Raw genomic sequence first — 16,998 nt, forward strand, 5'->3', positions numbered from 1 at the left:
GCGGTCCCTTGGTCGGAGGGGCGGGCGGCCGATCACTATACGTACAGATGCGCATCTGCGCACATGTGGAGGTGGGTTTCCGGTCATCGACATCGCCGCGAAGGCGAGCCCTAAGCTGTCCGCATGACGGATCGCGAACCGATGTCAACTGCACCTGATGCGCATCTGCGCCCGCCGGACGGTGCGCGCCTCGCCGAGGCGACCGGGGTGTTCGCGATGCTGGCCGACACGACCCGGCTGCATGTCCTGTGGCTGCTGGCGCAGGAGGAGTCGGACGTCGGCTCGCTGGCCGAGCGGTGCGCGGCGTCGCGGACCGCTGTCAGCCAGCACCTGGCCAAGCTGCGGCTCGCGGGGCTCGTCGAGACGCGGCGCGAGGGCCGGCACATCTACTACCGGCTCAGCGACGGCCATCTGCGCCGCCTCGTCCTGGAAGCCCTCAGCCACGCGGACCATCGGGTGAGCGGCCAGGCGCCGCACGACTGAGTCACCGCCCCTCAGGTGAGGCTCGCGGCCTGCTCCTTCGCGTTCAGGGGCGCCTTCTCGCGGCGCGGGAGCAGCAGCGGGGTGGCCAGCAGGAGGACCCCGGCGACCGCGATCGCGGTGCGGGGGCCGGTGAGGGCGGCCAGCAGACCCCACACGGCGGTCAGGGCCGCGATGCTGAGGCTGCTGCTCACCGACCACGCGGACAGGGTGCGGGCGACCCGGTCGGGGGCGGTGTGGTCGAGCCGGTAGGTGGCCAGCACCGGGCCGTACACGGCGCAGCAGGTCACCAGGCCGAACTGGACGGCGATGATGAGCACGATCCCGGGGACGCCGGGCTGGACGAACGCCAGGCCGATGGGCCAGCACGCGCGCAGCGCACCGGCGGTGAACATCACCTTGTGCCGCCCGAACCGCGGCACGAGCCGGCGCGCGAGGCGCGAGCCGACCAGGCCGCCGACGCAAGGGACCGCGAACACGAGGCCGTACTGCCACGGTGTGAACCCGAGGTCCTCCAGCAGGAGCACGGCGAGCAGCGGCTCCGTCACCATGATCAGGCCGTTGACCACGACCGTGTTGAAGAGCAGCGGGCGCAGCGTGGGGTGGGTGAGGAGGTGGCGCCATCCTTCGAACAGATCGCCCGCTCGCAGCCGCGGTGTGCCGGACCGCGCGGGTCGCGGCTCCGTCCCGCCGATGGCGCGGATGCCCAGCGCCGAGAGCAGATAGCTGACCGCGTCGGCCGCCACGGTCGTCACCGGGCCGAATATCGCGATCGAGGCCCCGCCGAGCGGTGGTCCGACCGTGGTCGCGCTCCACATCGTGGACTCGAACCGGGCGTTCGCGACGAGCAGGTCCTCCGGCGGGAGCAGCGCCTTCAGAAACGCGCCGCTTGCCGCGTTGAAGGCGATGTTGGCCGCGGCGACGACCACGGAGACGACGAGGAGTTGGGCGAAGCTGAGCCGGCCGAGCGCGAACGCGAGGGGGACGCTCATCAGCGCCGCGAACCGGGTCAGGTCCATCGCCACCATGACCGGCCGCTTGCGGCGGAACTCCACCCACGGGCCGAGCGGCACCGCCACCACCGCTCCCACGGCCCGCCCCGCGGCGGACAGCGCCGCCACCTCGGTCGGCCCGGAGTGCAGCACGAGGATCGCGATCAAGGGGAACGCGCCGAACCCGAGCCCCGTGCCGTACGAGCTGACCGCGTATGAGGCCCAGAGCCAGCCGAACCGTCTCCCCAGCCCCCGCTTACCCGCCATACCCGACGCACCTCTCGCCGCTCCGAACAGCCACACGCTGACCAACGGCATCAAAGCGAGTAGGGGATGGCGGGATCAAACAACCGTCGCGACAGGTAAGCGCAACCATTCGTTGTGCGGATAGGGGCACCACCGCCGACTCCCGGTCCTGGGGCGAAGTGCGTGTCAGTTGTAGCCGAAGCCGGGTGGCAGTGGCCGGTTCAGAAAGAGGCGCAGGGGGAAGGCCTCGGCGAGCACGCGGTAGCCCTCGGGGTTGAAGTGCAGATGGTCACCCACGTCGAGGTCCGGGCGGAGGCGCCGTGGATCGTCCGTGTCCCGCACCGCCCTGTCCAGGTCCACGACCGCGTCGAAGCGACCGCTGGTGCGTATCCAGTCGTTGACCCGCTGCCGTGTCGCTTCGCGGTGGCCCGCCGCGTCGTCGTAGGGGGTGTTGCCGCCGAACGGAGTGATGGTGGCCCCGTAGACGCGGATGCCCCGCGCGTGGGCGCGCATGACGATCTGGTCGTAGGCGGCGATGAGCTGGTCCGCGACGTCCCGCTGTGCGTCGGGGGTGGCAGGGGCGGTCCCGATGTCGTTGACGCCTTCGAAGACGACCAGAGAGGTGACACCGGGCTGCACCAGGACATCACGGTCCAGACGGGAGAGGCCGCCCGGGCCCAACCCGTCATGGAGCACCCGGTTTCCGCCGGCCGCCTGGTTCAGCACCGCGGTGTCGGCCGTCCTGCGGTCCGTGCGCAGACGTGTCATCAGCCGGTCCGTCCACCGGTCGTTGTGGTTGGTGGTGGAGCCCCGCCCGTCGGTGAGCGAGTCCCCCAGCACGGCGGTGGCCCGGGTCCGCGCCGGCGACCACACCTCGACGGCGTTCAGGAAGTACCAGTGGTCGACCGGGGTCGCTCCCGCCAGGTCCGTGGCCTCGACATGGTCGCCGCGCAGCAGGTACGAGGTGGTGCGCGAGCCGGGGTGGGACGTGATGTCGGTCGACTGCTGGCCCGTGGCCAGGTAGGCGGTCACGGTGAGGTTCGAGCCCGCCGGCAGCGTGAAGTCCAGGGGGTCGGAGACCACGTGCGCGCCGGTCGGCACGGTCGTCGAGGCCCGGCCGTGGAAGGTGACCGGCCGGGACGTGCCCGGTCTGATCGCGCTCACACCCGCCCGGCCGTCCACGGGCATGGCCACGGAAACCCTGGTGATGGGCAGCGGCGCACCGCCGAACGCATTGGAGAAGCGCAGCCGCAGATGGCTGCCGCCCACCGACACATGCACGGTCTGCCGGAGTGTGCTGTCGGCGAGGACCGTGCCGTCCTGGGTGTAGGGCGCGGGCGGCATGTTTCCCGGCTCGGTCAGCTGGGGCATGGCGGTCCAGGTGCCAACCCAGTGGGTGCCCGCGGGCGGTGCGCCCGGGCCCGCGTCGGCCGGTTCGGTGCGCGCCTCGCTCCTCTCGGCTCCCTGGGCGCCGGACACCAGCATCACCACAGGCACAACCGCGGCGAGTGCGGCCGCCGTCAGCAGACTCAGTCTTCGGGTGTTCTTTCGCACGGATCATCTCTTTCCGGGCAGGGGGCAGGGTGTGTGCCGGACTGTCGTCGGGGTCGACGCACCCCACCCTTCCCACCGACGGTCCGCGGTACGCCGAGTTGGGGGGCGGGGGTACTTCGCCGCGCTGGGATACTCAGAACATCTGGATTCCCCGGATATCCTGGCGCGGCCACGGAAGGGAGTCGTGATGGTTCGCCTGACTCGGGCGCAGCAGCAGGAACACACGCGTGCGGCGGTGCTGGCCGCGGCGCGGGAGGAGTTCGCCGACCGCGGATACGCCGAGGCGAAGGTCGACCGGATCGCCGAGCGAGCCGAACTGACCCGTGGCGCGGTGTACTCGAACTTCCCGAGCAAGCGGGCCCTGTATCTCGCGGTGCTGGTCGACATGGCGGGCGCGGCCGCCACCGAGGAGGTCCCGCGGAAGTCGCCGGCGTCGGTGGCCGATGCCCTGGGGGCGTTCGCCCGGGTCTGGCTCGAACGGCTGCCGCTGGTCGGCGAGGCGTCGGCGGGCGGCCATCTGCGCCTGCGCTCGCTGTCCGGCGTGTTCGACGACGACCGGGCCCGGGCCGGGCTGGCCCAGGTCGTCCGGCTGGAGGCCCTGCTGCTCGCGCTGGCGCTCGAAGCACACCATCCCCGGGACACGGAGCGGGTGCGGCGGGTGCGGCTGGCCGAGTTGGCGCTGACGCTGTTGAACGGCTCGGCGGGCCTGGCGGAGACGGCGCCGGGATTCGGCGACCCCTTCGACGTGGCGCGCGCCTGTGAGCATCTGGCCGGGATCGACCTCGCCGATGTGTGGGACCCGCCGCACCTGCCCTATGTGCCCCCGGCGCACCCCTGCGACGAGGCCTGGACCCCGCCGGCCGGGGTGTCCGACGAGATCACCGGCCGCGGCGTCGCCCTCGACGCCGATGGCGTGATCGCGGTCCTGGGGACGGGCCGGCTGGCCGCCGCCGAGGAGGCCGTCCGCGGCGCACCCCCCGGAGAGCAGGTGACCGTGGCCGTCCTGACGAGCGATCCGGCCGAGATCGGACGGCTCGTCCGGCTCCGGGTCGGCGACCTCGGGGGCTGTCTGCGGCGCGTGTTCGCCCCCGACGCGTGGCCGGGCCTACGTCTGGTTCTCGACGACCGCGCCCTGACCGCCTCGGCGCTCGGCCTCACGGACGCCGACGACGCGACCGAGGCCGCGGTGCGCGTCCGGGACGGCAGGATCGTCGCCCGGGCCGAGGGCCGGGGCGCGGTCCACGCCGCGGCGACCGCCGACGCCCCGAAGGCCCCGCGATCCCGCCGGAGCGGAGCGTGACCCCGCCCGGTTCGACCCACCTTCACGGCCGTGGGCTCAGCCGGTGTCCGCCACCCCGTCACGCCGCGCCCGGGCCCGCAGGGCCACGGCGATGAGGGCGGCGTCCTCAGGGCGGCGTACGTCGCGGCCGGTGAGTTCGCAGAAGCGGTTGAAGCGGTGCTGAACGGTGTTGCGGTGGCAGTACACGGCCGCGGCGGTGTCGGCTATCGCACCGTTCCCGGTGAGATGGACATGCACGGTGCGCAGCAGCCGCTCCTTCTCGGCGTCGCCGATGTCGGGCCGGTCGAGTCCGCCGAGCACATCGTCGACGAGGTCGTGCGCGAGCTCCGAGGTGTGGTGGACCAGGACGTCCAGCCAGCTCTCCCGCAGCCACCGCGGCCCGCGGGCGTCCGCGGGCAGACTGCGCGCCGTGGTGATGGCCAGCCGGACCGCTCGCGGTACGTCGGCCAGGCGGCCGGCGGTGGATGACACCCCGCAGGGCGTGTCCCCCAGGTGTCCCAGCACGGTGCGGGCGGTGGTGCGCGGCCCGAGCTGGGCGGTGAGGACCACGGCCGAATCGAGGGCCTGCTGCTGGACCGGCACCCCCGCGGTGCGCAGCTCCGTGGCGGCCTGGCGCAGCGCGGCGCCGTGTTGCGCGGCAGCGGCGGCGCACAGGTACTCCCCGCTGACCTGGAAGCCGAGGGCCAGCGCGGTGTCACCCACCACGGTCGGATTGCGGCCGTCGCAGTCCATCAGACGGGCGAACCACATCTGACGTTCGTCGTCGGCGAGGCGCCCCATCTCCAGCACGGTGCGCTGGTAGGCGGTCATGATGCCGGTGACATGGCGCTCGACGGCCTCCCAGACGTAGTACGCGGAGGCCACCAGGTGCGTCATGTTCCGGTCCTCGGCCCGCCGCACCAGGGCCGTCCACACCACCCGGAAGTCCAGCCGGGCCGCGTCCAGCAGGGCCTCCAGCGGGACCCCCTGCCGTGCGCGCCGCGTCCCGACCCGCTCGGACACCTCGGCCATGTGGTCGGGCACGGGCAGCTGGGCGACGGTGCGCAGCAGCATCTCCAGGGCGTGTCGCGCGGAGTCCCGGAAGTCGGCGTCCGGCACGCGGTCGGCGTAGGTCCGGCGGATGGGGCCCACCACGTCGATCCACAGATCGATCAGCCCGTCGAGATCGGCCAGGCACTCCCGGGCGAGCTCGGCGATGCGTGGGTCGGGGGGAGGGAAGGCGACGGCCGCATTGTGCATGTGCACGATTCTGGGCGGCGTATCGGATGCATTTCAACCTTGGCTGGATTCCATCGTCCCGGGATTCTGATGTGACCCACCCCGGGCGACACGCGGCGGGGTCTACCGTCCAGGAGGTCACCGCAGTGCATCTGACCCCTCGCGAAGTGGAGCGTGTCCAGCTCTTCACCGTCGCCGAGATGGCCCGCCGCCGCCGTGCGCGCGGCCGGCGGCTGAACGCCCCGGAGGCCATCGCCCTCATCTGCGACGAGATGCTGGAGGCGGCCTGGGACGGGGCGAGCCTGGACGAGGTGATCGAGGTCGGGCGGTCGTTGCTGACCGTGGACGACGTACTGGAGGGCGTGCCCGCGCTCGTGGGTACGGTCCAGGTCGAGGCGCTGTTCCCGAGCGGAACGGCCCTGGTCGCGGTGGAGAACCCGATCGCGGGCGGTGGCGAGGGCCCAGCTCCCGGCGCGGTCCGCCCGGCCGCGGAGCCGGTGGTGATCAACGCGGGGCGGCCCCGGCTGCGGCTGACGATCCGTAACAACGGCGACCGCACCGTCTACCTCTCCTCGCACTACCCGCTCGCCGAGGCCAACCCCGCCCTCGAACTGGACCGCGCGGCCGCCGCCGGGATGCGGCTGGACATCGCGGCGGGGACGGCCCTGGCCTTCGAGCCGGGGACCGCCCGCGAGGTGGACCTGGTGGCCTCCCGCCACGACGGCGCGGCCGCCCACCACGACGCGGACGAACAGGAGGAGTCGGCGTGACACGGCTCGACCGGCGCACCTACAACGCCCTCTACGGCCCCACCACCGGTGACCGTGTCCGCCTGGGCGACACCTGTCTGTGGATCGAGGTGGAGACCGACGACGGCACCCCCGGCGACGAACTGCTCGGCGGCTGCGGCAAGACCGTCCGCGACGGACTGCTGGCCTCCCCGCGCTCCGACCGGGACTCGGCCCTGGACCTGGTGGTCTCCAGCGTGGTGCTGCTCGACCCCGTCCTCGGCGTCCGCAAGACCGACATCGGGGTCAAGGACGGGCGGATCGTCGCGGTCGGCGGGGTCGGCAACCCCGATCTGAGGCCCGTGGACTTCGCCATCGACTCGCACACCGCGGTGGTCACGGGGGAGGGGCTCATCGCCACCCCCGGGATCGTGGACAGCCATGTGCATCTGTCCTCCCCACAGGTGGCCCCCGCCGCGCTCGCCTCCGGCGTCACCACGGTCGTGGGCATGGGGCTCGGCGGGGTCTGGGACATCGGCTGCAACCCGGCCCACAATCTGCACACCCTCATGAGCTCCTGGCGCGGCACCCCGCTCAACGTCGCCTTCCTCGGCCGCGGTTCCTCCAGTTCCCGCGCCCTGCTGGACGAGTCGGTGCTGGCCGGGGCCGGCGGCTTCAAGATCCATGAGGACTTCGGCGCCACCCCGCGCATCATCGACACCTGCCTGACCACGGCCGAACACGCCGACCTGCCCGTCGCGCTGCACACCGACTCGATGAACGAATCCGGCTATCTGCGCGACACCGTGAGCGCGACACGCGGCCGCACCGTGCACGCGTACCACGTCGAGGGCGGCGGCGGGCACCCCGATCTGCTGGAGATCCTCTCCGAGCCGAACATCCTGCCCTCCTCGACCACCCCCACCATCCCGTACACGGCGAACACCGTCGGCGAGCTGTTCCCGATGACGATGACCGTGCACCGGCAGAACCATCACGTGGACACCGACGTCGAGATCTCCCGCGGCCGCATCCGCGGCCACGCCATCGCCGCCGAGAACGCGCTGCACGACCTCGGCGCCATCAGCATCGTCAACTCCGACTCGATGGGCATGGGCCGCATCGCCGAGACCGTACGGCGCACCTGGCAGCTCGCCCATGTCCAGGCGCTGCGCGCCGGCGAGGGCGGAGTGGAGCGGCCCGCCAACGAGCGGGTGCTGCGCTATCTCGCCAAGATCACCCTCAACCCGGCGATCGCCCACGGCCTCGCCCACGAGGTCGGCACCCTCCGGCCCGGACGCCTCGCCGACCTCGTGCTGTGGCATCCGGCCTGGTTCGGCACCAAGCCCGAACTCGTCCTCAAGGGCGGCTTCGTGGCCTGGGGCAACAGCGGCTCCGGCTCGGGGTCGACGCGGCTGACCCAGCCCCGCGCCTACGGCCCGTATTTCGGCGGCCTCGGCGGCGCACCGTCCCGGCTGTCGCGGATCTTCGTCGCCCAGGCCGCGCTCGACGACACCAGGGCCCGCGCCGCCCTCCCCGGCGGGCTGCGCTACGCGGCGGTGCGCGGCGCCCGCGGGCTGACCCGAGCCGACATGCTCCACAACACCGCGACCCCGCGGGTGGAAGTGCCCCGTGAGCCCGCGCCCGTCCTCGTGGACGGTGTGCCCACCACCACCGACCCCGCCCTCGAACTGCCGCTCGCCCAGCTCCACCACCTGGCCTGACCGGCGGCGCTCCGCGCCATCCCCAGCCCCACTCCCACCTCCACCTCCAGCCCAGGCCGCAGCCTGCCCGCGCGGCGCGGCCCCTCCGTCCCCATGGAGACCCCGTGAGCACCACGACGACGCAACCACCCGGCCCGAGCCCCAGAGACATCAAGCGGCTGCTGTCCGCCGCGTTCATCGGCACCGCCCTGGAGTGGTACGACTACTTCCTCTACGGCACCGCCGCCGCTCTCGTCTTCAACAAGCTCTTCTTCCCCTCCCTCGACCCGACGACCGCCACCATCGCCTCGTTCGTCACCTTCGCCGTCGGATTCCTCGCCCGGCCGATCGGCGCCGCCATCTTCGGACACATCGGCGACCGCTACGGACGCAAGGCGGCGCTCATCATCACCGTCGTCCTGATGGGCGCCTCCACCGGCTGCATCGGACTGCTCCCGGACTATGACGCGATCGGTGTCTGGGCACCCGCCCTGCTCGCCACCCTCCGCTTTCTCCAGGGCATCTCGGTCGGCGGCGAGTGGAGCGGCGCCATGCTGCTCACCCTGGAACACACCCCGAAGGAGAAGCACGGCAGCTACTCCTCCGTCCCCCAACTCGGCTCGCCCGTCGGCACGTTGCTCTCCAGCGGCGCCTTCGCCCTGGTGGGGATGTTGCCCGACGACGCCTTCTACTCCTGGGGCTGGCGCATCCCCTTCCTGGCCGCCTTCGCCCTGCTCGGCTTCGCCCTCTATCTGCGGCTGCGCATCGAGGAGTCCCCGGTCTTCCGTGCCATGCACGCCGACGCCGAGCGCGACGGGCCGCCGTCCGCCCCGCTGGTCGAGGCGTTCCGCACGGCCTGGGGGCGCATGCTCATCGGAGTGGCCGCGGCCTTCCTCGGCATCGGCGGCTTCTTCCTGCTGACCACATACGTCATCTCCTACGGCACCGAGCGACTCGGCATCGGCAAGTCCGTGATGATCAACGCCACCCTGCTCGCGGCCGTCGCCGAGATCGCCGTCATCGTGATCGCCGGGCGGCTCGCCGACCGGGTGGGCGCCTGGAAGGTGTGCGCCGTCGGCGGCGTCGTCTCCGTGCTGGCGGCCTTCCCCGCCTTCTGGCTCATCGACACCCGGCAGACCGGGTCCGTGCTGCTCGGTGTCTCCCTCGGCGTGGCCGCCATCTCCATCCCGTACGCGGCCATCGGCGCCGTCGTCACCGGGATGTTCCCCGACACCGTGCGCTACAGCGCGGTCGCCATGTCGTACAACCTCGCCGGTGTGCTGGGCGGCCTGGTGCCCCTGGTCGCCGCATGGCTGACCGGCCTCGCCAACGGCGCCTCCTGGGGCGTGGCGCTGCTCCTGATCCTCATCGCGGCCTGCACGGCGACCGGCTCCTACCTCGCCGGACCGCCGCTCCAGCGCCGCCTCGGCTCCTCCTCACCGGAACACCCCGCAACCGTGAAGGCCACCGCATGACACCGCAGTACCCCGCCCGCACCGGCGGGCAGGTCCTGATCGACCAGCTCATCCGGCACGGTGTGGACACCGTGTACGGCGTCCCCGGAGAGAGCTATCTCGCCGCGCTCGACGCCCTCCACGACGCGTCCGTCCGGATGGTCGTCTGCCGCCACGAGGGCGGCGCGGCCTATATGGCCGAGGCGCACGGGAAGCTCACCGGCCGCCCCGGGGTGTGCTTCACCACCCGTGGCCCCGGCGCCACCAACGCCCTGGTCGCCCTGCACACCGCCGAGCAGGACGCCACCCCGCTCGTGCTCTTCGTCGGGCTGGTGCCGCGCGGCCACACCGACCGCCGCTCCTTCCAGGAGCTCGATCTGCGCGCCACCTTCGGCGCCTGCGCCAAGCGCGTCGAGACCATCGACGACGCGGCCCGGATCCCCGAGTACATCGCCCGTGCCTTCGCCACCGCCACCGGCGGACGGCCCGGCCCGGTCGTCCTCGGACTGCCCGAGGACATGCTGACCGACACGGTACGGGTGTCCGACGCGGCCCCGGTGCCCGCGCCCGAAGGCGCCGTCTCGACCGCCCAACTGGACACGCTCGCGGAGCTGTTGAACGCAGCCGAGCGCCCGCTCGTGGTGCTCGGCGGCAGCCGCTGGACCCCCGGGGCCCGGGCGGACCTCCGGGACTGGGCCGAAGCGTGGTCGCTGCCGGTCGCGGTCGACTTCCGCTGCCAGGACCTCCTCGACAACGACAGCGAGGTCTACGCCGGAGCCCTCGGCTACGGCAGATCCGACGCGCTGGCCACCCGGCTCCGCGACGCCGACCTGCTGATCTGCGTCGGCGCCGCCCCCGGTGACGTCACCACGGACGGCTTCACCCTGCTGACCGCCGACGGGAGGCAACCGCGCGTCGTGCTCGCCCTCCCCGAGGCCGGGGCCCCCGGGCTGCTCCGCGCCCCCGACCTCACCCTGCTCGCCGCGCCGCAGGCCTTCGGGCTGGCCGTACGGAACCTGCGCCCCGCCGCGCCCGTGCCGTGGGCCGCGCGGACCAAGGAGGACCGTGCCGCGCACCTCGCCCACCGCGCACCGGTCCACGACGACGACCGGCTGGACCTCGGCGCCGTCTTCGCCGAGCTGGACTCCCGCCTGCCGCACGACACCATCGTCACCTTCGGCGCCGGAAACCACGCCCTGTGGGCCCAGCGCTTCCTCACCTACCGCGACGGCGCCCGCCAGCTCGCCCCGCGCAACGGCTCCATGGGATACGGCATCCCCGCCGCGGTGGCGGCGGCCATCGCCCACCCCGGCCGCCAGGTGGTCTCCGTCGCCGGCGACGGCTGCTTCCTGATGAACGGCCAGGAACTCGCCACGGCGGTGGCGGAAGGCGCCGCCCCGCTCGTGCTCGTCGTCGCCAACGGCACGTACGGCACCATCCGGCAGCACCAGGAGCAGCACTACCCCGGCCGGGTCAGCGGCACCGGGCTGGTCAACCCCGACTTCGCGGCGTACGCCCGCGCCTTTGGCGCCCACGGCGAAACCGTCACCGCCACCGAGGAGTTCGCCCCCGCCCTCGACCGCGCGCTCGCCGGCGGCACCGCCGCCCTGATCGAGCTCAGGACCGAGGGCCGGCTGGCCCCAGGAGAAACCGTCGCCCGCCCCGGCAAGGAGCACCAGGATGGCTGATCTGACCCTGCACAACATCGTCGACGGCGAAACCGTGGCCGTGACCGGGCGCATGACCCTCACCGACCCCGCGACCTGCGAGATCTACGGCACCGCGCCCCGGTCGACCGCCGCCGACGTCGACACCGCGGTCGCCGCCGCCCGCCGCGCCTTCACCACCTGGCGCCGCACCACACCGGCCGAGCGTCAGGCCGCCCTGCTGCGCCTGGCCGACCTGTTCGCCGAGAACGCCGACCGCCTGTTGGACGCGGAGGTGCGGAGCACCGGCAAACCACGGGAGACCACCCGCGCGGCGGAGGTCGACCGGTGCGTGGACCAGCTGCGCTTCTTCGCCGGGGCCGCCCGGGTCCTGGAAGGGCTGGCCGCGGGGGAGTACGCCGAGGGCCACACCTCCTACCTCCGGCGGGAGCCGGTCGGTGTCATCGGCCAGGTGACCCCGTGGAACTACCCGCTGATGATGGCGGTGTGGAAGCTCGGCCCGGCCCTGGCGGCCGGGAACACGGTCGTCCTGAAGCCCTCCGACACCACACCGTGGTCCACCGTGCTCCTCGGCGAGCTGGCCGCCCGCGTCTTCCTGCCCGGCGTCGTCAACATCGTCTGCGGCGACCGGGACACCGGCCGGGCCCTGGTCTCGCACCCGGATGTCGACATGGTGGCCATCACGGGCAGCACCCGGGCCGGAGCCGAGGTCATGAGCGCCGCCGCGGCCGATCTGAAGAACGTCCACCTGGAACTCGGCGGCAAGGCCCCCGCGATCGTCTTCGCCGACGTCGACCCGGTGCGCACCGCCCGTGCCCTCGCCGACGCCGCGTTCTTCAACGCGGGCCAGGACTGTACGGCCGTCACCCGGGTGCTCGTCCAGCGCGAGGCCCATGACGCGCTCCTCGCGGCCCTCGTCGCGGCCGCCCGCGACACCCGCACCGGCGCGCCGTCGGAGGAGGCGTTCTACGGTCCGCTGAACAACGCGGACCAGGCCGAACGGGTGGCGTCGGTCGTCGCCGGGCTGCCCGCCCACGCCGTGGTGGAGACCGGCGGCACCCGGCTCGACCGCCCCGGCCACTTCTTCGCCCCGACCGTGGTCTCCGGCGTACGGCAGGACGACGCCGTGGTCCAGCGGGAGACCTTCGGCCCGGTCGTCACCGTCCAGCCCTTCGACACCGAGGAGGAGGCCCTGGCGCTGGCCAACGGCGTCGACTACGGACTGGCGTCCAGCGTCTGGACCACCGACCTGGGCCGCGCGACCCGGATCGGGGCGGAACTGGACTTCGGCTGCGTCTGGCTCAACTGCCACCAGGTGATCGTGGCCGAGCTGCCCCACGGCGGCTACAAGCAGTCCGGCGCCGGGCGTGACCTCAGCCGCTACGGATTCGACGACTACACGCGGGTCAAGCACGTGATGATCTCCCACGCCGCGCCCTGAGCCACCGCCCGCCCGCCCGTACCGCACTCAGCCGGGCCGGCGAGCCCGGTCCAGTTGGGCGTGACCGGCCACCGGAGCAGGCCCGGCCGCCGGAGCGGGCGCGGCGGCCGGAGGCGAGGCGGCAGGGGCGGTGCGGGCGGTGACCACCATGACGGCGAGGCCGAGCGTCACGATCGCGGCGCCCACGTACAGCGGCGCGGCGTAGCCCAGGCCGGCGCTGATCGCGAGGCCGCCGAGCCAGGCGCCCAGGGCGTTGCCGACGTTGGAGGCCGAGACGTTGGCACTGGCGGCGAGCGGCGCGCCGCCGGCGGCGTCCGTGACCCGGGTGATCATGCCGGGGACGGCAGCGAACCCGAAGACGCCCATCAGGAAGACCAGGACCACCGACGCGACCCGGCCGTCGGCCAGCAGCCCGAACGCCGCGAGCGTGGCGGCGAGTCCCGCCAGGGACACGATCAGCGTGCGGTCGCGGTCACGGTCGGCGGCCCGGCCCCCGACGATGTTGCCGATCACCAGGCCGCTGCCGTAGACGACGAGCAGCCAGGCGACATCGGCGTCGGAGAAGCCGGTGACCTCGGTGAAGGTGTACGCGATATAGCTGAACGCCCCGAACATGCCGCCGTAGCCGAGGGCGGTGGCGGCGAGGGTCAGCCAGACCTGCCAGGAACGGAAGGCGCGTAGCTGGGGGCGCAGGCCGCCCGTCCGGTGGGCCTGGTCCACAGCGCCCGCCCAGGCCGGGACCCACACCGCGATGGCGGCCACGGCCAGCACGCCGATTCCGGTGATCGCCCAGAACGTGGCGCGCCAGCCCCAGCGTTCGCCGACCAGGGCGCCGAACGGCACGCCCAGCACGTTGGCGACCGTCAGCCCGGCGAACATCACGGCGACCGCGCGCGAGGCCCGCTCCGGCGGGACCATGCGGCGGGCGACGAGCGAGCCGATGCCGAAGAAGGAGCCGTGGCACAGGGCGGCGACGACGCGGCCGAGCATCGCCACGGCGTAGCTGGGCGCGACGGCGGACAGCAGGTTGCCGAGGACGAACAGAGCCATCAGCCCGACGAGGACGGCCTTGCGGTGGAGGCGGGTGGTGGCGGCGGTCAGCAGGATGGCGCCGACCGCGACGCTCAGGGCGTATGCCGAGATGAGCCACCCGGCCGCGGCCTCGGACACCTCCAGGTCGCGGCTCACCTGGGGCAGCAGGCCCGCGATCACGAACTCGGTCAGACCGATCCCGAAGCTGCCGAGCCCGAGCGCGATCAACCCGGCGGGCATCCGCCGCGCGTCCCCGTCCTGTCCGATGTTCACGCAAACATCATGGTGTTCGGCGGCCGCAGCGGACAAGGTCTTTCTCGCCGCCGGCTCCTGACCGAGACGGTCGCACATTCAGAACCGCACCGTCCGGACGCTACGGTGACGGTATGCGACCGAGTCAGAAGAACGTGATCCTGGATGCCGCGATCCGTGTGACGGAGCGGGACGGGATCACCGGCCTCACCCTGGAGTCGGCGGCCGAGGAGGCCGGCGTCACCAAGGGTGGACTGATGTACCACTTCCGCACTCGGGACGCTCTGCTGGTGGCCATTCAGAAGCATCTGACCCGGAGCTGGGAGGAGCTGCTCGAAGCGGAACTGGGCAAGCCGCTGGAGGAGGCGACCGAGCGGGAGACCGTGGCGGCGTACACCCGGGTGGGCGCCCAGGGCGGGGCGAGCAAGGCCGACCTCGCCTTCATGGTCGAGTCGGCGGCCAGCCCGGAGCTCGCCGCTGTCTGGGACGACCACATCACCCGCTGGGCGCCGCCTCCCGCCTCCGCCGAGCCGCACGACATCGACCTGCTTCTCGCGCGGCTCGCCGTCGACGGCCTGTGGCTGCTGGAGGCCACCAGCCAGATCCCGCTCCCGGAACCGGTCAGGGCGGCCCTGCGGGACCGGCTGGCCGAGTTGACCGAAGGGGAGAGCGCCAAGGCCGAGTGACGGCGGGCGGTCCCGCGGTCCCGTCCCGGCAGGGTCCGTGGGGCGCTCAGCCGTGCAGGGGGAGGAGTAACCGGAAGGTGGCGCCCTCACCCGGGGCCGTGCGGACCTCCACCCGGCCGTGGTGGGCCGTCACCAGCGAGTCGACGATCGCGAGACCGAGGCCCGCGCCCCCGCTCTCGGTGCGGCCGCGGGCGTCGTCCGCGCGGTAGAAGCGGTCGAAGGCACGGGCGGCCTGCTCCTCGGACATCCCCGGACCCTCGTCCTGGAGCTCCAGAACCGCCAGGCCGCCCTGGGCGCCGACGCCGATCCGCACCGGGGTGCCGGACGGGGTGTGGGCCGCCGCGTTGCCGACGAGGTTGGAGGTCACCTGCCGCAGTCTCGCCTCGTCGCCGAGCACCGGGGCGCCCCCCGGCGGGCCGCCGCCGGGGCCGGTGAGGGTGACGGTGCGCCGTGGATCGAGCGCGCGGAGGTCATGCAGCGCGTCGGCGGCCAGGGTGCGCAGGTCCATGGGGGTGAGCCGGAGCGGGATCCCCGCGGCGGCGGTGTGCTCGTCGAGGCGGGCCAGCAGCAGCAGGTCTTCGACCAGCCGCACCAGCCGTGCCGCTTCCCGCTCGATGCGGCTCATCGCGGCGTCGACATCGGCCCGCTCGGGCAGGCCGCCCATCCGGTACAGCTCGGTGAACCCCTTGATGCCGAAGAGGGGGGTGCGCAGTTCGTGGCCGGCGTCCGCGATGAACCGGCGCATCAGCTCGGCGGCGGCCGCCCGCGCGGCGTCACTCGCCTCGATCCGGTCCAGCATGCCGTTGAGCGCCGCGGCCAGCCGGCCGAGTTCGGTGCGGGAGGCGGCCAACTCCGGGACCCGGCTGGACAGATCGCCGTCCGCGATGGCCGCCGCGGTGGTCTCGATCCGGCGCAGCGGACGCAGCCCGGCGCGCACGGCGAACCACCCGGCCACCCCGAGCAGGGCCAGCACCAGGGAGTCGATCAGCAGCACCCGGGCGCCGAGCTGCGTCATGGTCGCGTCGACCTGGGCGAGCGAGCCGGCGATGACGACGCTGCGGCCGTTCGGTTCCCCCGGCGCGTCGAGCGGAACGGCGATCACCCGCCAGGACTCGTCGCCGTCGACGGCCGGGACCTCGAAGGGCCTGCTGTCGCGTTCGGCGACCGCCGCCGCGTCGAGCGGGGGCAGCGCTGGAGCGCTCCGTACGGCCGGTCGGACGACCCGCTCCACGCGGCCGCTGCGGCCGAGATAGGCGAGATAGACATCGCCGGTGAGGTGCTGCTCCACGGTGGCGCGCACCCGCGGAGCCCGGTCGCCCGCCACGTCGGACAGGTCGGTGAGGCCCGCGGTGACCGTGGCGGCGGTGCGGAGCCGGTCGTCCAGCTGACGTACCAGGTCTCGCTGGAGCAGGACGACGACCAGGGCGTTGCTGCCGAGCAGGGCGACCACGAGAAGCAGCAGGGAGATCGCCAGCAGCCGCCCGCGCAGCGAGAGCCGCCCGCGCAGACCGTGCGCATGCGCCGGGCGTCCGCTCACCGCCGGGGCCTGCGCAGCACATAACCGGTGCCGCGCACCGTATGGATCAGCTTCGGCTCGTCCAGGTCCACCTTGCGCCGCAGATAGCTGATGTACGAGGCGACGATGCTGTCGTCGCCCCCGAAGTCGTACTGCCAGACCAGCTCCAGGAGCTGGGACTTCGACAGCACCTGCCCGGCGTTCTCCATCAGCACGCGCAGCAGGCTGAACTCGGTCGGGGAGAGCTGCACGGGGCGCCCGCCCAGGGTCACCTGATGGCTGTCCGGGTCCAGCTCCAGAGGGCCGACGACCAGCCGGCCGTCGGCCTGCCGGCCGCTGGTGCGGCGCAGGATGGCCCGGATGCGCAGGACCAGCTCCTCCAGGTTGAACGGCTTGGTGACATAGTCGTCACCGCCCGCTCTGAGCCCGCTGATCCTGTCCTCGGCCGCATCGCGGGCGGTGAGGAACAGCACCGGCGGATGCCCCGCCGCCGCGGCGGGATGCTGCCCGCGCAGCCGGCGGACGACCTCGAAGCCGTCGAAGTCGGGCAGCATCACATCCAGCACGATCAGGTCGGGACGCCGCTCCCGCACCGCGGCCAGCGCCTGCGCGCCGGTCGCGACCGGGACCACCGCGAATCCGGCCAGCCGCAGGCTCGCGGACAGCAACTCGCGCAGCGTCGGCTCGTCTTCCACCACCAGTAACCGTTCCGATGCCGTCATCCGTTCC

Annotated in this window: 14 protein-coding genes; 8 read left to right on the forward strand and 6 right to left on the reverse strand. The window is 73.1% G+C overall.

The window, feature by feature from the left end:
* Nucleotides 1-123 precede the first annotated feature (123 nt).
* Entirely contained in the window at nt 124-483 is a 360-nt protein-coding gene (locus tag ABTY62_RS01380) for an ArsR/SmtB family transcription factor (protein ID WP_352127262.1), read from the forward strand.
* Between the two features lie 11 nt (nt 484-494).
* Here the strand turns inward: ABTY62_RS01380 and ABTY62_RS01385 are convergent, their stop codons facing one another.
* Both ABTY62_RS01385 and ABTY62_RS01390 read right to left on the reverse strand, forming a co-directional pair.
* Nucleotides 495-1,739: an MFS transporter gene (locus tag ABTY62_RS01385; protein WP_352127263.1), complete on the reverse strand. Its 1,245-nt coding sequence runs from the start codon at nt 1,737-1,739 to the stop codon at nt 495-497.
* 165 nt (nt 1,740-1,904) lie between these two features.
* A complete protein-coding gene (locus ABTY62_RS01390) occupies nt 1,905-3,203 on the reverse strand; it encodes an SGNH/GDSL hydrolase family protein (protein WP_502997387.1) in 1,299 nt (432 codons plus the stop codon).
* 256 nt (nt 3,204-3,459) lie between these two features.
* Here ABTY62_RS01390 and ABTY62_RS01395 point away from each other — a divergent pair, with 256 nt between their 5' ends.
* Nucleotides 3,460-4,572, forward strand: a complete 1,113-nt coding sequence (locus ABTY62_RS01395) for a TetR/AcrR family transcriptional regulator (RefSeq protein ID WP_352127265.1) — start codon at nt 3,460-3,462, stop codon at nt 4,570-4,572.
* Between the two features lie 36 nt (nt 4,573-4,608).
* Here the strand turns inward: ABTY62_RS01395 and ABTY62_RS01400 are convergent, their stop codons facing one another.
* On the reverse strand, nt 4,609-5,811 hold the full coding sequence (locus ABTY62_RS01400) for a PucR family transcriptional regulator (RefSeq protein WP_352127266.1): 1,203 nt from the start codon (nt 5,809-5,811) through the stop codon (nt 4,609-4,611).
* Between the two features lie 125 nt (nt 5,812-5,936).
* On the opposite strand from ABTY62_RS01400, the gene ureA reads away from it, so the two are divergent.
* The 5 genes from ureA (at nt 5,937) to ABTY62_RS01425 (ending at nt 12,783) form a co-directional block, all read left to right on the forward strand.
* Entirely contained in the window at nt 5,937-6,560 is a 624-nt protein-coding gene (gene ureA, locus ABTY62_RS01405) for an urease subunit gamma (protein ID WP_352127267.1), read from the forward strand.
* Nucleotides 6,557-8,242, forward strand: a complete 1,686-nt coding sequence (locus tag ABTY62_RS01410) for an urease subunit alpha (protein ID WP_352127268.1) — start codon at nt 6,557-6,559, stop codon at nt 8,240-8,242. The genes ureA and ABTY62_RS01410 overlap by 4 nt, the downstream gene beginning before the upstream one ends.
* 104 nt (nt 8,243-8,346) lie before the next feature.
* A complete protein-coding gene (locus ABTY62_RS01415) occupies nt 8,347-9,696 on the forward strand; it encodes an MFS transporter (protein WP_352127269.1) in 1,350 nt (449 codons plus the stop codon).
* On the forward strand, nt 9,693-11,363 hold the full coding sequence (locus tag ABTY62_RS01420) for a thiamine pyrophosphate-dependent enzyme (protein ID WP_352127270.1): 1,671 nt from the start codon (nt 9,693-9,695) through the stop codon (nt 11,361-11,363). Before ABTY62_RS01415 ends, ABTY62_RS01420 begins: the two co-directional genes overlap by 4 nt.
* The gene (locus ABTY62_RS01425) at nt 11,356-12,783 is read left to right on the forward strand and encodes an aminobutyraldehyde dehydrogenase (protein ID WP_352127271.1); all 1,428 of its coding nucleotides are present in this window, start codon (nt 11,356-11,358) and stop codon (nt 12,781-12,783) included. Before ABTY62_RS01420 ends, ABTY62_RS01425 begins: the two co-directional genes overlap by 8 nt.
* Nucleotides 12,784-12,810: 27 nt before the next feature.
* On the opposite strand, the gene ABTY62_RS01430 is transcribed toward ABTY62_RS01425, so the two are convergent.
* On the reverse strand, nt 12,811-14,055 hold the full coding sequence (locus ABTY62_RS01430) for an MFS transporter (RefSeq protein ID WP_352127457.1): 1,245 nt from the start codon (nt 14,053-14,055) through the stop codon (nt 12,811-12,813).
* A gap of 146 nt (nt 14,056-14,201) precedes the next feature.
* Here ABTY62_RS01430 and ABTY62_RS01435 point away from each other — a divergent pair, with 146 nt between their 5' ends.
* Nucleotides 14,202-14,753, forward strand: coding sequence for a TetR/AcrR family transcriptional regulator (locus tag ABTY62_RS01435; RefSeq protein WP_352127273.1), 552 nt, complete (start codon nt 14,202-14,204; stop codon nt 14,751-14,753).
* Nucleotides 14,754-14,799: 46 nt separating this feature from the next.
* Here ABTY62_RS01435 and ABTY62_RS01440 read toward each other — a convergent pair whose 3' ends face one another.
* Both ABTY62_RS01440 and ABTY62_RS01445 read right to left on the reverse strand, forming a co-directional pair.
* Nucleotides 14,800-16,290, reverse strand: a complete 1,491-nt coding sequence (locus tag ABTY62_RS01440; RefSeq protein WP_352127274.1) for a sensor histidine kinase — start codon at nt 16,288-16,290, stop codon at nt 14,800-14,802.
* A complete protein-coding gene (locus ABTY62_RS01445) occupies nt 16,287-16,991 on the reverse strand; it encodes a response regulator transcription factor (RefSeq protein ID WP_352127275.1) in 705 nt (234 codons plus the stop codon). The genes ABTY62_RS01440 and ABTY62_RS01445 overlap by 4 nt, the downstream gene beginning before the upstream one ends.
* Between the last annotated feature and the right edge of the window lie 7 nt (nt 16,992-16,998).

The sequence above is a fragment of the Streptomyces sp. NPDC097640 genome (assembly GCF_040302705.1).
Lineage (GTDB): Bacteria > Actinomycetota > Actinomycetes > Streptomycetales > Streptomycetaceae > Streptomyces.